General features: G+C 68.1%; 15 protein-coding genes. 9 read left to right on the top strand and 6 right to left on the bottom strand.

What is annotated here, in order from left to right; genetic code table 11:
- Positions 1-218: 218 nt before the first annotated feature.
- Positions 219-935, bottom strand: a complete 717-nt coding sequence (locus NV1_RS33650; RefSeq protein WP_067900963.1) for a TIGR03089 family protein — start codon at positions 933-935, stop codon at positions 219-221.
- Positions 923-2,386: an LCP family protein gene (locus tag NV1_RS33645; RefSeq protein WP_281181935.1), complete on the bottom strand. Its 1,464-nt coding sequence runs from the start codon at positions 2,384-2,386 to the stop codon at positions 923-925. The genes NV1_RS33650 and NV1_RS33645 overlap by 13 nt, the downstream gene beginning before the upstream one ends.
- Before the next feature lie 156 nt (positions 2,387-2,542).
- On the opposite strand from NV1_RS33645, the gene rfbD reads away from it, so the two are divergent.
- The 5 genes from rfbD to NV1_RS33620 all read left to right on the top strand — a co-directional run bounded on the left by rfbD (position 2,543) and on the right by NV1_RS33620 (position 7,875).
- Positions 2,543-3,379: a dTDP-4-dehydrorhamnose reductase gene (rfbD, locus tag NV1_RS33640; RefSeq protein ID WP_373864685.1), complete on the top strand. Its 837-nt coding sequence runs from the start codon at positions 2,543-2,545 to the stop codon at positions 3,377-3,379.
- A gap of 9 nt (positions 3,380-3,388) precedes the next feature.
- Positions 3,389-4,306, top strand: a complete 918-nt coding sequence (locus NV1_RS33635; RefSeq protein ID WP_067900862.1) for a glycosyltransferase family 2 protein — start codon at positions 3,389-3,391, stop codon at positions 4,304-4,306.
- Between the two features lie 218 nt (positions 4,307-4,524).
- Positions 4,525-5,628, top strand: a complete 1,104-nt coding sequence (gene manB / locus NV1_RS33630; RefSeq protein ID WP_067900858.1) for a mannose-1-phosphate guanylyltransferase — start codon at positions 4,525-4,527, stop codon at positions 5,626-5,628.
- A gap of 182 nt (positions 5,629-5,810) precedes the next feature.
- Positions 5,811-6,383 (top strand): TetR/AcrR family transcriptional regulator, encoded by a 573-nt coding sequence (locus NV1_RS33625; RefSeq protein WP_067900855.1) that lies wholly within the window; start codon positions 5,811-5,813, stop codon positions 6,381-6,383.
- Positions 6,384-6,408: 25 nt separating this feature from the next.
- Entirely contained in the window at positions 6,409-7,875 is a 1,467-nt protein-coding gene (locus NV1_RS33620; protein WP_218027279.1) for a phytoene desaturase family protein, read from the top strand.
- Between the two features lie 301 nt (positions 7,876-8,176).
- On the opposite strand, the gene NV1_RS33615 is transcribed toward NV1_RS33620, so the two are convergent.
- Both NV1_RS33615 and NV1_RS33610 read right to left on the bottom strand, forming a co-directional pair.
- Entirely contained in the window at positions 8,177-8,713 is a 537-nt protein-coding gene (locus NV1_RS33615; RefSeq protein WP_067900852.1) for a DinB family protein, read from the bottom strand.
- A 188-nt stretch (positions 8,714-8,901) separates the two neighbouring features.
- On the bottom strand, positions 8,902-9,261 hold the full coding sequence (locus NV1_RS33610) for an Rv2640c family ArsR-like transcriptional regulator (protein WP_067900952.1): 360 nt from the start codon (positions 9,259-9,261) through the stop codon (positions 8,902-8,904).
- A 96-nt stretch (positions 9,262-9,357) separates the two neighbouring features.
- Here NV1_RS33610 and NV1_RS33605 point away from each other — a divergent pair, with 96 nt between their 5' ends.
- Positions 9,358-9,894, top strand: a complete 537-nt coding sequence (locus tag NV1_RS33605) for an ArsI/CadI family heavy metal resistance metalloenzyme (protein WP_067900949.1) — start codon at positions 9,358-9,360, stop codon at positions 9,892-9,894.
- Positions 9,895-9,975: 81 nt separating this feature from the next.
- Here NV1_RS33605 and arsA read toward each other — a convergent pair whose 3' ends face one another.
- Positions 9,976-11,775 (bottom strand): arsenical pump-driving ATPase, encoded by a 1,800-nt coding sequence (gene arsA, locus NV1_RS33600; RefSeq protein ID WP_067900946.1) that lies wholly within the window; start codon positions 11,773-11,775, stop codon positions 9,976-9,978.
- Between the two features lie 224 nt (positions 11,776-11,999).
- On the opposite strand from arsA, the gene NV1_RS33595 reads away from it, so the two are divergent.
- Genes NV1_RS33595 through NV1_RS33585 form a run of 3 tightly spaced genes read left to right on the top strand, consistent with a single transcriptional unit; the run spans position 12,000 to position 13,940 of the window.
- Positions 12,000-12,377: an ArsR/SmtB family transcription factor gene (locus NV1_RS33595; RefSeq protein ID WP_084526152.1), complete on the top strand. Its 378-nt coding sequence runs from the start codon at positions 12,000-12,002 to the stop codon at positions 12,375-12,377.
- Positions 12,374-13,471 (top strand): ACR3 family arsenite efflux transporter, encoded by a 1,098-nt coding sequence (arsB, locus tag NV1_RS33590; protein WP_067900849.1) that lies wholly within the window; start codon positions 12,374-12,376, stop codon positions 13,469-13,471. The genes NV1_RS33595 and arsB overlap by 4 nt, the downstream gene beginning before the upstream one ends.
- Positions 13,472-13,526: 55 nt before the next feature.
- Positions 13,527-13,940 (top strand): arsenate reductase ArsC, encoded by a 414-nt coding sequence (locus NV1_RS33585; protein WP_067900845.1) that lies wholly within the window; start codon positions 13,527-13,529, stop codon positions 13,938-13,940.
- Positions 13,941-14,044: 104 nt separating this feature from the next.
- On the opposite strand, the gene NV1_RS33580 is transcribed toward NV1_RS33585, so the two are convergent.
- Complete coding sequence (locus tag NV1_RS33580) at positions 14,045-14,965, bottom strand: cation diffusion facilitator family transporter (protein ID WP_067900843.1); 921 nt, start codon at positions 14,963-14,965, stop codon at positions 14,045-14,047.
- Positions 14,966-14,994: the final 29 nt, after the last annotated feature.

The raw sequence follows: 14,994 nt of genomic DNA, 5'->3' as shown, positions 1-14,994 counted from the left end.
TCCCGCGGTAGGACGCCACATCCGATGCTACGAGCGCGATATCGGCGCGTACACACTTCTCTCCCAGCCGCACCCGCTACCCGCAGCCGCCTCCGTGACAGCCGTGGGAACGTGTGCGGATCCAGGAACGGGGTGCGTCATCGAACCGATCGCACCGTGCTCGCGAACCGATCGTGCCAGCGGCCGAAGAACCCGCCGGGGATCGCGATGACGAGCGATCAGGACCGGGACACGGTGACGTGCTCGGTGCCGACGCGGTGCTCGCGTTTCGCGGGATCGGCGTTGTCGACCTGCACCAGCGACGCACCCGCCGCATACACCGCGAGCAGACCGTCGATCACTTCGGCGGAGGTATCCCAGGACGTCTCGGACAGCACCCGATCCTTCTCCGAGAACCCTTGCCGGACAGCGGATTCACGAGACGCTTCGAGAACCTCGGCGACGGATGCGCCCGCCAGTGCGAGACCCGCGCCGCTCGGATGGAACTGATCGCCGTGGGCACGCACGGACGTCGCGAAATCGGTGACGCCGAGCGGCAGATCGCGCACCGGCCCGCCCATCGCGTCCAGCGACAGGGCCACCACCTCGGCAATGTGGTCGACCTCGTCGAGCCGCGCCGCGGTGGTCACGGCGAGTTCGGCGTCGTCCTCGGGCCGCAGCAGCACCTCCGCACCGGCCCACCAGCAGCCCAGCAGCACCGCGGCGGTCTGCCAGTGCGCGGGCAGCAGCACCGCGACCCGCGCACCGGGCGCGAGGCCGAATTCGTCACGGAGCAGGTTGGCGGTCTTGGCCGCCCAGTTGGCCAGGGTGAGCGCGGACAGTTCGACGCGTGCGCCGGTGGCGTCGTCGTAATAGGTGATCCGCGGCCCGGCCGGATCCCGGGCGAGGATCGGTTCCAGGAGCGCGTCGGTGAGAGTGCGGTTCAGTTCACGCATTTCGGTCCGTTCTGGCCTGCGTCGATGGGAGGGGCGGGCGGGACCGGGGTCGCGGTGCTCGAACTCCCCGACGTATCGAACAATTCGCCCGCCGCCGAGCCCGGACCAGAGTAGTCACCGGCCAGCACCACCCGCACGGCCCCCTCCGGCGTGCCGGGAACGGCCCGCACCGGCAGTCCGCCCAGCGCATCGGCCACCGCCTCGGCCTTGGGATCGGCGGTGCTGGCCGCCAGCACCCGGCTCGTCGGCACCGGAGCGCCCGACCAGTTGTCCACTGTTCCGGTGCGGAATCCCTTGCCCACCAACGCCTGTGCCACCTGTCCGGCCAATCCCGAGGTGCCGCTGGCGTTGTACACGTCGGCGGTCACCTGCGCGGGTGTTACCCCGCCATCCGAGCCGGATCGGCCGACCAGCGACGCGACGTAGCTCCGCACCGCGGACGAATCCACCCGTACCACCGATTCGCCATCGTCGGTGCTGCCATTCAGATCGGCCACCGGGATCGTCTCGAAACGCACCTGCCCGCCCGTGAGGTCCTGCAACTGCTTCAGGAAATCCAGCACGTCCCACTTGTCGTCCAGCACGACCGTGCGGCCCAGCGCCTTGCTGAGCGAGTCCAGCTTCGACGGGTTGGCCAGGATCTTGGCGCTGAGCGCCTGATGTACCAGGGAGGCCATGTACACCTGCTGGCGCACGATCCGGTCCAGATCCCCGCGCGGCAGATCGTGCCGCTGACGTACGAAGCTCAGCGCCTGCGCGCCGTCGAGCCGCTGTACGCCCGCCGGGAAGTCCGCGCCGGACATCGGCTCGTAGACCGGATTGTTCAGGCAGACCTGCACCCCGCCCACGGCATCGGTGAGCAGGGCGAATCCGAGCAGACCCACCTCGGCGTAGTGGTCGACGGTGATCCCGGTCAGATCGGCCACCGTCTTGATCAGCGCCTCGCGCCCGGCCTGCGTGGACTGCTTGTCCGCCTCGGCATCCGAGACGCCCTTCGCGTTGAGCTTCTGCCGGGTCAGCTCCTTGGTCGCCCCGTACGCCGAATTGATCTTGCCCTTACCGATGCCGGGGATGTCCACGTAGGAGTCGCGAGGGATCGAGATCGCCGTGGCCGAGCGGCCGTTGTTGGGTATGCGGACCAGGATGATCGTGTCGGTGTTGGTGCCGACCTCGTCCCCCGCGTGCAACATCGCCCGTTCGGACGTGCTGAGCGGCTTTCCGTGCGCGTCGGTGCGGCTGTCGATACCGACCATGAGAATGTCGGTGGCGCCGTCGCTGCCGCCGCCCAGGCCGAGATCGCCGATCCGCTCGATACCGGAGATCAGTCCGTCGATGCTGTGCCAGCCGAAACCGGTGACGATGAAGATCAGTGCCGCGAGCGCCGCGACCAGCAGTCGGCCCGGATTGGCGTGAGAGGATCCTGGGCGGGCGGGAGACAGCTTCTGCGGCAATGCTCTGATCCTTTCGGCCACGCCCTGAAGAACTCTTTCACGCATCGACCCCGTGGAATCGAGGCTAGCCAACGCAGTCGCGGGCATCTGCGAGGCGGGCGGGCGTGGCGTGCCAGACTGGCCCGCGTGTGCCCAGAAATTTCCAGACGTGTGGTGGTGACCGGCGCGGGCGGCCAACTCGGGCGAGCCCTGCGCGCCCAGGCTCCCGGCGTCGTGGCGTTTCGACGCGAGGAGCTCGACATCACCGACGACGCGGGTGTGCGCGCCGTCCTCGAACCCGGTGACGTGCTGCTCAACTGCGCCGCCTATACCGCGGTCGACGCCGCCGAATCGGATGCCGCGGCCGCGTTCGCCCGCAACGAGACCGGGCCGGCGGTGCTCGCGGCGGCCTGTACCGCGGTGGGCGCCACGCTGATTCACATCTCCACCGACTACGTCTTCGACGGGACCGGAACCAGCCCCTACGAACCCGGTGACGAAACCGGGCCGACCACCGTCTACGGCCGTTCCAAACTGGCCGGAGAACAGGCCGTACTGCGGCTGGCTCCCGATGCTCACATCGTGCGCACGGCGTGGGTGTACACCGGTGATCGCCGTGATTTCGTCGCGACCATGCGCCGGCTGGAACGCGAACGCGAGACCGTCACCGTCGTGGACGACCAGATCGGCTCGCCCACTTTCGCTCCGGACCTGGCCGCGGGCCTGCTCGAACTCGTCCGGTCGGTCACCGCCGGTGCGGACGGCATCGCGCCGATCCTGCATGCCACCAACGCCGGTCGGGCCAGTTGGTTCGAATTGGCCCGCGCCGTCTTCGCCGGGGTGGGTGCGGATCCGGATCGGGTGCGTCCGTGCAGCAGTGCGGAATATCCGAGTTCCACACCGCGCCCGGCATATTCGGTGTTGTCGAACCGCGCCTGGGCCGAGGCGGGACTGACACCGCTTCGTGATTGGCGGCTCGCACTCGACGACGCGCTGGCCCGCCCGGACCAGTAGGCTGCACCGGTGAACTCTTCGGATGCAGTAGAACGGCACGACGGTGAGACGACCCCTCGGCCCCGTCTGGTCGTTGTCACCGTGACCTATTCGCCCGGCGAGCACCTCGAGCATTTCATCAGTACGCTGTCCACCGCGACCGGTGAGAAGCCGCAGGTCATCCTGGCCGACAACGGTTCGAACGACGGAACTCCCGAACTCGCGGCCGAGGCGAACGAACATGTCCGGCTGCTACGGACCGGAGGCAATATCGGCTACGGCGGCGCGATCAACCGGGCCGTTGCGGAGATCGACCCGGAGATCGAGTACGTCGTCATCGCCAACCCGGATATCCGCTGGGGCTCCGATTCGATCGACATCCTGCTCGAGGCCGCGCAGCGCTGGCCGCGCGCCGGGGCGATCGGCCCGCTGGTGCGCGAACCCGACGGCAGCGTGTACCCGTCGGCGCGATCGGTGCCCGGAGTGCTCGACGGGGCCGGGCACGCCGTCCTCGGCAGCATCTGGCCGGGCAACCCCTGGACGCGGCGGTACCGCCAGGACAACGAACAGATCGCCGAGCGTACCGTGGGCTGGCTCTCGGGCTCGTGCCTGCTGGTGCGCCGCGCCGCGTTCGACAGCATCGACGGGTTCGACTCCCGGTATTTCATGTACATGGAGGACGTCGATTTCGGCGACCGGATGGGCCGCGCGGGCTGGCACAACGTCTTCGTGCCCTCGGCCGAGGTCACACATGCGAAGGGCCATGCGGCGGGCCGCAACCCCGAAACGATGTTGCCCGCCCACCACGCGTCGGCGTACCGCTTCCAGGCCGATCGGCATCCGCACTGGTGGCAGGCGCCTTTGCGGTGGGCTCTGAAGGCCGGACTTGCGATTCGCTGCAGGCTTGCGGTTCGATCTGCGCTGCGCGAACGTGATGCACAGCGTTAGCGCGACGACTTCCACCCGCACCCGCGTGGACCGAACCTGACAAGGGGAGATTGATGGCCGACACTACTGTGTCGAATAGCCCCACCGCCGAGCCCTCCGTGGTTACGCGGGCTGCCGCCTCCGGGCTTGGCGGGGGTGGGGCGGTGTCGAATAGCCCCACCGCCGAGCCCTCCGTGGTTACGCGGGCTGCCGCCTCCGGGCCTGACGTCGGTGAGGCGGTGTCGAATGGCGGCGCCGCCGGGTCCGGGCTCGGCGCGACGGCCGACGCGGTGATCCTGGTAGGCGGTCAGGGCACCCGCCTACGGCCGTTGACGCTCTCCGCGCCCAAACCGATGTTGCCCGTCGCGGGATTGCCGTTCCTGCATCACCTGCTTGCCCGGATCGCCGACGCGGGCATCACGCACGTGGTGCTGGGCACCTCGTTCAAGGCCGAGGTGTTCGAGGAGCATTTCGGGGACGGCGCCGAACTCGGGCTGGATCTGGAGTACGTCACCGAGACCGAGCCGCTGGGCACCGGCGGCGGTATCCGCAACGTGCTGCCCAAACTGCGCGCGGACACCGTCCTGGTGTTCAACGGCGACGTGCTCGGCGGTGCGGATCTGGGCGCGGTGCTCGACACCCATGTCGCGACCAATGCCGACGTGACGCTGCATCTGGTGCGGGTGAGCGATCCGCGGGCCTTCGGCTGTGTGCCCACCGACGATTCGGGCCGGGTCACCGCATTCCTGGAGAAGACCCAGGATCCGCCGACCGATCAGATCAATGCCGGATGTTACGTGTTCCGCCGCGAGTACATCGAGAAGATCCCCACCGGGCGTCCGGTGTCGGTGGAGCGCGAGGTGTTCCCGTCGCTGCTGGCCGAGGGTGCGCACATCCAGGGCCACGTGGACGTCTCGTACTGGCGCGATATGGGCACGCCCGAGGATTTCGTGCGTGGTTCGGCCGATCTGGTGCGCGGTATCGCGCCCTCGCCCGCTCTGCCGGGTCAGCGCGGTGAGTCGCTGGTGCATCCAGGGGCCGGTGTGGCACCCGGTGCGTTGCTGATCGGCGGTACGGTCGTCGGCCGCGGCGCGGAGGTCGGCGCCGGCGCGCGCCTGGACGGCGCGGTGCTGTTCGACGGTGCGCGCGTGGAAGCCGGTGCGACAGTAGAACGTTCGATTATCGGCTTCGGCGCCCGCATCGGTCCGCGCGCCCTGGTCCGAGACGCCGTGATCGGTGACGGCGCGAATGTCGGCGCTCGCTGCGAACTTCTGCGCGGAGCTCGCATCTGGCCGGGCGTCGACCTGCCCGACGGCGGGATCCGATTCTCCACCGACATCTAGGAATTCGCCGCCCGGGCTCGGCAACGACCGCATCGAATCGTTGTCCGGCCGCGATGTACCGCTCGGGCGGTGGTGATGTGGGCCGGGGTCATGGTGTTCGCTCCAACGTCTAGCGGCGCTAAGTGATATGGCAACGCTAGGTTCTGTCTGGCTATATTGTCTAGCAATGCTAGAATTCGGATATGAGCACCCAGACGCGCCGCGAACGGCAACGGGCCGAACGGCATCAGCTGATCGTCGATACCGCGCGGGAGATCGCCGAGACGCACGGCTGGGATGCGGTGACCGTGCGCCGACTGGCCGAGGCGATCGAGTACAGCCAGCCCGTGCTGTACAGCCATTTCAGTGGTCGCGATGCGATCGTGGCCGCGGTCGCCGAACAGGGGTGTGCCGAGATGGCCGTTCGGTCGCGAGCGTTGCGGACCGCGGCGCGGACCCCGGAAGAGGCCCTGACCGCCGTCGCGAACGGCTATCTCGATTTCGCCCGGGACAGTCCCGCGCTGTACGACGCGATGTTCGTACAGAAGGTGGATCTGACCTTCGGCGAGGGTGCGCCCCAGGCGCTGCAGGACGCGTTCGCGGAACTGGCGGCCGTATTCGCACCTTTCGCGGGAGAACACGACGTGGAGACCTTCACCGAGGTCGGTTGGGCCTCGCTGCACGGGCTGGCGACGCTCGAGCAGCACGGCAGGCTGCGGCCGGGGTTCCGTGACCAGCGTCTCGCCCTCCTCGTCGCCGACTGGACGCATCACTGAGCATCCCGCGCCTACGATGGTGATCATGGACGTCGCCGTCGTCGGATCCGGGCCGAATGGTCTTGCCGCGGCGGTGATCTGCGCTCACGCGGGATTGAATGTGCAGGTGTTCGAGGCCGCGGACACCCTCGGAGGTGGCTGTCGTACCGCCGAGACGACCCTCCCGGGCTATCAGCACGATGAATGCGCGGGTGCGCATCCGATGGCGGTGGCCTCCCCGTTCTTCCGCGCGTTCGATCTGGCCGCGCACGGGGTGGAACTGCTCGCTCCCGAGATCTCCTACGCGCACCCGCTCGATGGAGGCAAGGCTGGTCTGGCGTGGCTCGACCTGGGCCGCACGATGGCCGATCTGGGGCGGGACGGTGCGTCGTGGGGGAGGTTGTTCGGTCCGCTTGTGCGCGATTGGCGGGAACTGGTGGCATTGGCGATGTCCGACACCCGCCGTCCGCCGCTGGACGCGATCACCGGCGTGCGTTTCGGTCGGCGGCTGCTGGAGCAGGCTTCGCCGCTGTGGGACTTGCGTTTTCGAGAGGAAACCGCCGCCGCGCTGTTCACCGGGGTGGCCGCGCACGCGATCGTTCCGCCGCGCGCATTCTCCGCCGCGGGCGTCGCACTGTTGCTGGGCACTCTCGCACACGTCGGCGGGTGGGCGATTCCGCGAGGCGGCAGTCGCGCCATCGTCGATGCGCTCGCATCCGATCTCGAAGCGTCGGGCGGCAGCATCGTCACCGGTCACCGCATCGACTCGCTCGACGAATTGCGCGGTGCGCGAACAATTCTGCTCGATACCGCACCCGCGGAGCTGTTGCGGATCGGCCGTGATCGCCTGCCCGCTCGCTACGCCGCCCAGCTGTCGCGGGTGCGCTACGGCGGCGCGGCGTGCAAGGTGGATTTCGCGCTGTCGGGCCCGGTGCCGTGGCAGATGCCCGATTGTGCGCTGGCCGGGACGCTGCATCTGGTCGGCACCCGGGCCGAGGCGCTGGCGGTCGAGCGCGAGGTCGCCGCCGGACGTCATGCCGATCGGCCGTACGTACTGGTCATCCAGCCCGGCGTCGTCGACGATTCCCGTGCGCCGCAGGGCAATCACACGCTCTACGCCTACGCGCACGTACCCAACGGTTCCCCGCGTGACGTCAGCGCCGAGGTCATCGCTCAGATCGAGCGCTTCGCGCCGGGTTTCCGCGACCTGATCCTGGCCCAGCACGTCCGCACCGCCGCGCAGATGCCGTCGTACAACGCGAACTACATCGGCGGCGACATCTCGGCAGGCGCGATGACCGCGCGCCAGATCGTGTTGCGCCCGACCCCACGCTGGAACCCGTACTCCACCCCGCTACCCGGCGTGTACTTCTGCTCCGCGTCCACCCCGCCCGGTCCGGGCGTCCACGGCATGTCGGGCCTGCACGCCGCAGCACACGCCCTGCGCACCCGCTTCGGCATCCGCACCGACCCGCTCACCCTCGCCGCCGGGACCGCGTCCATGCCGGGCTGAGTGGTTGCCGCCGGGTACTCGCGGCCCCGCGCTACCGCGCGGCACGGACCCGATCGGCACTCGTGGCTGACATCGCGTTGCGGTGCAAACCGGCTGAATCGCCTCTGGTGCGACATCCGGTACTCCCGGCGACAGCAGCTGAGGTCCAGCACGGCGCACAATGCGGCGATAGCGGCGCGTCCGGCGTGGTGGACCACGTTCATCCCGGCACGTTCAGCTGTCTGCCAACTCGTTTCGCGAGCGCAGGTGAGCGCGGTGTCTCATCGAAGTGGCGATTTCCTCGGCGGCCGGGGTTTCCGGCTTATCGGGTTGCGGCCAGGGTGAGTTGTCGGCGGTGGTGGTCGTAGTGCCGCCCGGGGTAGCTGTAGATGTCGGCGAGGGTCATGTAGTCGCGGAAGTAGGGGTCCCAACGGGCCGGGTAGTGCATGCCGCGCCCGAAGGCCGCGTCGTGTTCGCGTGCGAGCGAATGCTGTAGGGAGTCCAGGACACGGTCGAGTTCGGCGCCCATGCGGTGCCGGTTGAATACGCGCGCGGCCATGCGGGAGCCGTAGTAGTTGATCATGTCGAACGGTCCGGTGGCGGCATCGAGTAGTCCGCTGAAGCCTCGGCTGACCGGATCGGGAAGATGTCCGAACAGGCGTACCAGGATCAGTAGTTTCTGGACGATCATGTAGCCGAACACCATGTGGAACAGCAGTTGCTCGTTGGTCCAGCGGGTCCCCGAGGTGGGCTTGTCCCACTCGTTCGGTTCGGTGGTGTCGAGCAGGTGATGGAAGTCTCGGCGCACTCGGTCCAGGTCAGCGGCCAGTGCGTCGCGATCGGCGTTCGATTCGGTCATGATGGCGCCTCGTTCGGCATATTCGGGAGAATCTCATCATCCCACCGTCAGATCGATGACATGCCCGGTCCGGTCGGCACGACCACACGGCAATCCTCACCATCACACGATCAGCGTGCCGGCGACTTCCCTACGCGCGGCGAGAATTCGTCACCTCGCGGCTCAACGGTGGCGTCGGATCGACCAATTCAGGTGCAGCAGTTGGGGTCGAGCACCAGGCACAGCGCGGCGAGCGCGTCGCGGCGGCTGCGGTGCACGACGTTCATGCCGCGACGTTCGGATTCGACCAGTCCAGCTTTGCGCAGCTGCGAAAGGTGGTGGCTGACGGTCGATTCGGACAGCCCGACCGCGGCAGCGAGGTCGCCGCTGTTCTCCTGCCCGCCGGCGCTGGTCAGCAGCAGCGACATCAGCTTCACCCGCACAGGATCGGCGAGCGCCTTGAGCCGCAGCGCGACCTCGAGGGCGGCATCGTCGTCCACCGGTCCGGCCGCTACCGGCGCGCAGCACACCGGCGCTGACATATCGATCACGGGCAAAGCCTTGGGCATGAAGTCCACACTACCCACACTGTTGACATATGTCGAAAAGGTGGCAGACTCGGGCTCGTCCACCTCTTCGACATATATCTCACTATGGAGGTTCTCATGTCCCGCGTACAGCTCGCCCTCAATGTTGACGACCTCGAGCAGGCGATCGCGTTCTACTCCACGCTGTTCGACGCCGAACCGGCCAAGCGTAAGCCCGGTTACGCCAATTTCGCGATCGCCGACCCGCCGTTGAAGCTGGTGCTGCTCGAGAACACCGGCCAGGGCGGCTCGATAAACCATCTCGGGGTCGAGGTCGAGTCCTCCGAGCAGGTCCACGGCGAGATCGAGCGGCTGTCGGCCGCGGGGTTGTTCACCGAGGAGCAGATCGCGACCACGTGTTGTTTCGCCACCCAGGACAAGGTGTGGGTCACCGGCCCCAACGCCGAGAAGTGGGAGGTGTACACCGTACTCGCCGACACCGAGAACTTCGGTGTCGCACCGGAATTCGCCACCGGCGACGCGGAGGCGGTACAGGCGTGCTGCGGCGCCGGCGATACGGCGGCCTCCGAAGCCGCCACCGGCGACGCGGGCGCGTGTTGCACCGGCGAGGCGAAGGAGAAGGTGATCGCTTCCGGCGCCGGCTGCTGCAACTGACAGTGCCCGGGGCAGGCTCGGCGTGGCCTGCGGCGGGCGGTAGCGCCCGGCTGGTTGCGCTCGGTGTGCTCGTGCGGCGAGTCAGGCGGGCGAGGTGTACGAGCAGGACCCTCGCTCGGTCTCGGTCGCTTGCCGGGGTGGGTGCGTGAGTGCGGCTAGCGCGGGGATGCCGACGGGCTCCTCGGCGAGCGCGGGGATGACCGCGTAGCGCTCGGTGTAGGTGGTCGCCCGGTGGATCTGGTCGAGCTCGGCGGCGGCGCGGCGGCGCAGCAGCGGGTCGCTCGGTGCGGCGGCGGCGAGGCTGTTGTCGATGATCCAGGCCCAGGGGTGGATGCCGGCGCGTTCGAGGTCGGTTTGCAGGTCGGCGGCCTCGAGCACCGGGGTGGTTTCGGGCAGGGTGACCAGCAGGACCTTGGTGGCTTCGGGGTCTTGCAGTCGCATGAGCGGGGTGCGGAACCGGGTGCCGGGTGTCATCTGACGCACGATGTCCCGGTGATAGGAGCCGGTGGCGTCCAGCAGCAGCAGGGTGTGGCCGGTGGGTGCGGTATCGATGACCACGAACCGCCGCCGGGATTCGGCGATCACATGCGAAAACGCTTGAAAGATAGCGACTTCGTCGGTGCACGGTGAGCGCAGGTCCTCCGCGAGGGCAGCGCGGCCGGCGTCGTCGAGGCCGGCGCCCTTGCCGGCCATGACACGGGCGCGGTAGTCGGCGATGGCGTCCGCCGGGTCGATCCGCGAGACCTGCAGGTGTTCCAGGCTGCCGGCGACGGTGTCGGCGAGGTCGCCAGCGGGGTCGGTGGTCGACAGGTGCACGTCGTGACCGTGGCGGGCCAGCGCGACCGCGACCGCGGCGGCGACGGTGGTTTTGCCGACCCCGCCCTTGCCCATGCACATGATCAGGCACGGTCCCTCGTGTTCGATCTGCTCGATTAGCCCGGATAAGGGCGCTTCGGCCACCGCCGCCACGACCGGCCGCGCGGTATCGGCGGTGGTGGCGGGTTGGGCGGAGGCGAACAGGGTGGTCAAGGCGTCGACGCCGACGATGTTGGTGGCTTTGAGTTCGACCAGATCCCGAGGCAGCTCCCGTACCCCGACAGGCATGGCCTCGATCGCGGAGCGTTCACGGCGGCGCGTCGCGGCCACGAGCGGGTCGCCGGCATCGGCGGCGTCGGGCAGCACGCCGTTGATCACCACATATTGATCGGTCAGCCCGACGGTGGCCAGTTCGGTTCGGGTGCGGGCGATTTCGGCCAGCGTCGAGCGTGACGGGCGAGCTACCAGCACCAGACGGGTACGGTGGGGGTCGGCCAGCGCGGCGACGGCAGCGGCGTAGACAGTCTTCTGTTTGTCCAGCCCCGAGAGCGGGCCCAAACAGCTGGCGTCGCCGCCGCCGGTGAGGAATTCGCTCCAACTGCCCGGCAACTGCAGTAGCCGGATGGTGTGCCCGGTCGGGGCGGTGTCGAACAGCACGTGGTCATAGCCGCTGGTCTCGTCGGTGAGCAGAGCGGTGAACTCGTTGAACGAGGCCACCTCGGTCGTGCACGACCCCGACAACTGCTCGGTCATCGACGCGATATCCGCCTGCGGCAGCACATCGCTCATCGGCGCGAGGATTCGCTCCCGATACGCGGCCACCGCCTGCTCCGGATCGATCTCGAGCGCCCACAGCCTCGGCACACCCGCAATCGCGGTGACAGTGTTCCCGATCGTGACACCGAATACCTGCCCCACATTCGAGGCCGGATCGGTCGATACCAGCAATACACGCCGCCCCGCCCGGGCCAGCACCACCGCCGCGGCACACGCGATCGAGGTCTTACCGACCCCGCCCTTCCCGGTGAAGAACACGAACCGCGGCACACCCGCAAGGAACTTCATCTCACCCACCGCTCACCTCCACAGCCGACCCGAGCCGAATCTTGCCGAGTCGTGCATTTCCCATTCGACCGCGGCCACCGGCGGCAGCGGCAGAGGCGAACGTCCCGGACGCCCGGACCGGCAAGTCCGCTCGCCACGGCAGCTGCCGACACGCCGCGTCGACGTCCGGAGGTGTCACCGGGTGTTCACTTGCTCCCTGGTTCGACATTAGTCAATATTGATGTATGTCTAATCCAGAAGTGCTGATGCCGTTGGCCGCGCCGGGCGGGTGTGAGCCCACCCGTGCGGTGGGCCGGGCGTTGACCGGCACGGAAGCGGCCGAATTGGCGGTGATGTTCAAAGCCCTCGCCGATCCGGTGCGGTTGCGGGTGCTCTCCGCGATCGCCGCGCGTGCCGGGGGCGAAGCGTGCGTGTGCGATGTCTCCGACGGCCTGGACGTCACCCAGCCGACGATCTCGCACCACCTGAAAGTGCTGCGCGAAGCCGGGTTGGTCACCAGCGAACGCCGCGCTTCCTGGGTGTACTACCGGGTGGTGCCCGATGCACTGGCGCGGTTGTCGTTCGTGCTCGGCAGGCAGGCCGGGCTGGAGGTGCCCGCGTGAGCACCACTCAACACACCGGCCACCCCGCCGTCGTCGGGAAGTTGTCGACGCTGGATCGGTTTCTGCCGGTCTGGATCGGCGTGGCCATGGCCGCCGGATTGCTGCTGGGCCGCCTCATCCCCGGCCTGGGCAAAGGATTGTCGGCGGTGCAGGTGGACGGGATCTCGCTGCCGATCGCGATCGGCCTGCTGATCATGATGTATCCGGTGCTGGCCAAGGTCCGCTACGACCGCCTGGACTCGGTCACCGGCGACCGCCGCCTGCTGGTCGGCTCCCTGGTCCTGAACTGGCTGATCGGGCCCGCGCTGATGTTCGCCCTGGCCTGGCTGCTACTACCGGATCTGCCCGAATACCGGACCGGGCTGATCATCGTCGGCCTGGCCAGATGTATTGCGATGGTGATCATCTGGAACGACCTGGCCTGCGGCGATCGTGAAGCCGCCGCGGTGCTGGTGGCGTTGAACTCGATCTTCCAGGTCGTCATGTTCGCCGTGCTGGGCTGGTTCTACCTCTCGATCCTCCCCGGGTGGCTCGGCCTGGCGCAGACCACGATCCAGACCTCACCGTGGCAGATCGCGAAATCGGTGCTGATCTTCCTCGGCATCCCCCTGGTCGCGGGATTCCTCACCCGCCGGTACGGGGAAAGGGCCCGCGGCCGCGACTGGTACGAGCGGAAACTACTGCCGCGGATCGGGCCGTGGGCGTTGTACGGGTTGTTGTTCACGATCGTGATCCTGTTCGCGCTGCAAGGCCACCAGATCACCTCCCGCCCATGGGATGTCGCCCGGATCGCGCTGCCGCTGCTGGCGTACTTCGCGATCATGTGGGGCGGGGGCTACCTCTATGGCCGCATCATCGGCCTCGGGTACGAACGCACCACCACCCTGGCATTCACCGCCGCGGGCAACAACTTCGAACTCGCTATCGCCGTGGCGATCGCTACTTACGGCGCCACCTCCGGGCAAGCCCTCGCCGGAGTCGTCGGCCCGCTCATCGAGGTCCCCGTCCTGGTCGGGCTGGTCTACGTCTCCCTCGCTGTGCGAAACCGTTTCTCTCACAACCTCACCCAGCGCTCTGCCCCGAATCCTGACTGACGCGCGCCCGACCTGCCCGGGCCGCCGGTGACAACACTGAAAGGCACACCCCCTCATGGCTTCGACACCCAGCGTGTTGTTCGTGTGCGTCCACAACGCCGGACGTTCCCAGATGGCCGCCGCCTTCCTGATCCACCTCGCCGCCGACCGTGTCCAGGTCCGCTCCGCCGGCTCGGAGCCCGCAGACCAGGTCAACCCCGCCGCGGTGGCGGCCATGGCCGAGATCGGGATCGACATCTCCAGCGAAATCCCCAAGGTGTTGACCGTGAACGCGGTCGAATCCTCCGATGTGGTGATCACCATGGGCTGCGGGGATACCTGCCCGTACTTCCCAGGAAAGCGGTACCTGGATTGGAAACTCGACGACCCGGCAGGGCAGGGCATCGACGCCGTGCGCCCCATCCGCGACGAGATCGAACACCGCGTCCGGGCCCTGCTCGATGAAATGGGCATACCGTCGGAGGCATGAGCCCGCCGAACGACGCAGCCGCACCGTCCACGCTGTGCGGCAAGGGATCCCGGTGACCCGATGCGCCGGGGTGAGGCGGCGGGCTGTGTCGCTGCCGTGCAGTCCTACGCGGGCTGAGTGCGGTAGAGATCGGGTTCGATGTACATGAGGCGGGCGATGGGCACCGCGACCCGGACGCGTTCCTCGGCGGCGTCGATGGCGGCGGCAACATCGCCGATCTCCAGGCCGGGCACGATCGCGACCTTGGCCGCGACCAGAAGCTCCTCGGGGCCGAGGTACTCGGTGCGCAGGTGGATGACGCGGTCGATGCGAGTGCCGTCGATGAGGTTCTCGCGAATCGCGCGGACCTGATCCGGGGTCGCACCCTCGCCGATGAGCAGACTCTTCATCTCCACGATCAGCACGACGGCGATGCCGCCCAGCAGGACGCCGATGCCGAGGGTGCCGATACCGTCCCAGGTGGGGTTGTCGGTGATCATGGTCAGCAGGACGGCGATCAGGGCGATCAGCAGGCCGATGAGCGCGCCGGTGTCCTCGAGCATCACCACCGGCAGTTCCGGATTGCGGGAATTGCGGATGAACCGCCACCATCCGGTGTTGCCGCGCAACGTCGCGGATTCCCGCATGGCGGTGACGAAGCTGTAGCCCTCCAGCACCGCCGCGACGGCCAGGATCACGACCGCCACGATCGGTGAATTCAGCTCCTCCGGGTGCTGGATCTTGTGGATGCCCTCCCAGATCGCGTACATCGAGCCGAGCGTGAACAGCACCAGTGCCACGACGAAGGAGTAGAAGTACCGGTTACGTCCGTAGCCGAACGGGTGCAGATCGTCGGCCTCCTGCTCCGCGCGCTTCTGGCCGAGCAGCAGCAATCCCTGGTTTCCGGTGTCGGCCAGCGAGTGCACCCCCTCGGCCAGCATCGATCCGGATCCGGTGATCAGCGCACCGACGAATTTGGCGACTGCGATGCCCGCGTTCGCGCTGAGTGCAGCGAAGATCGCCTTCTTACCGCCACTCGCAGACATACCTGTCGCCCTTGCCCTTTCGTCGACCT

Origin of the sequence: Nocardia vaccinii NBRC 15922 (assembly GCF_001613305.1) — a bacterium.
GTDB classification, from domain to species: Bacteria; Actinomycetota; Actinomycetes; order Mycobacteriales; family Mycobacteriaceae; genus Nocardia; species Nocardia vaccinii.
The sequence above is the reverse complement of the archived record's forward strand: the minus strand, read 5'-3'. Positions and strand labels throughout refer to the sequence as shown.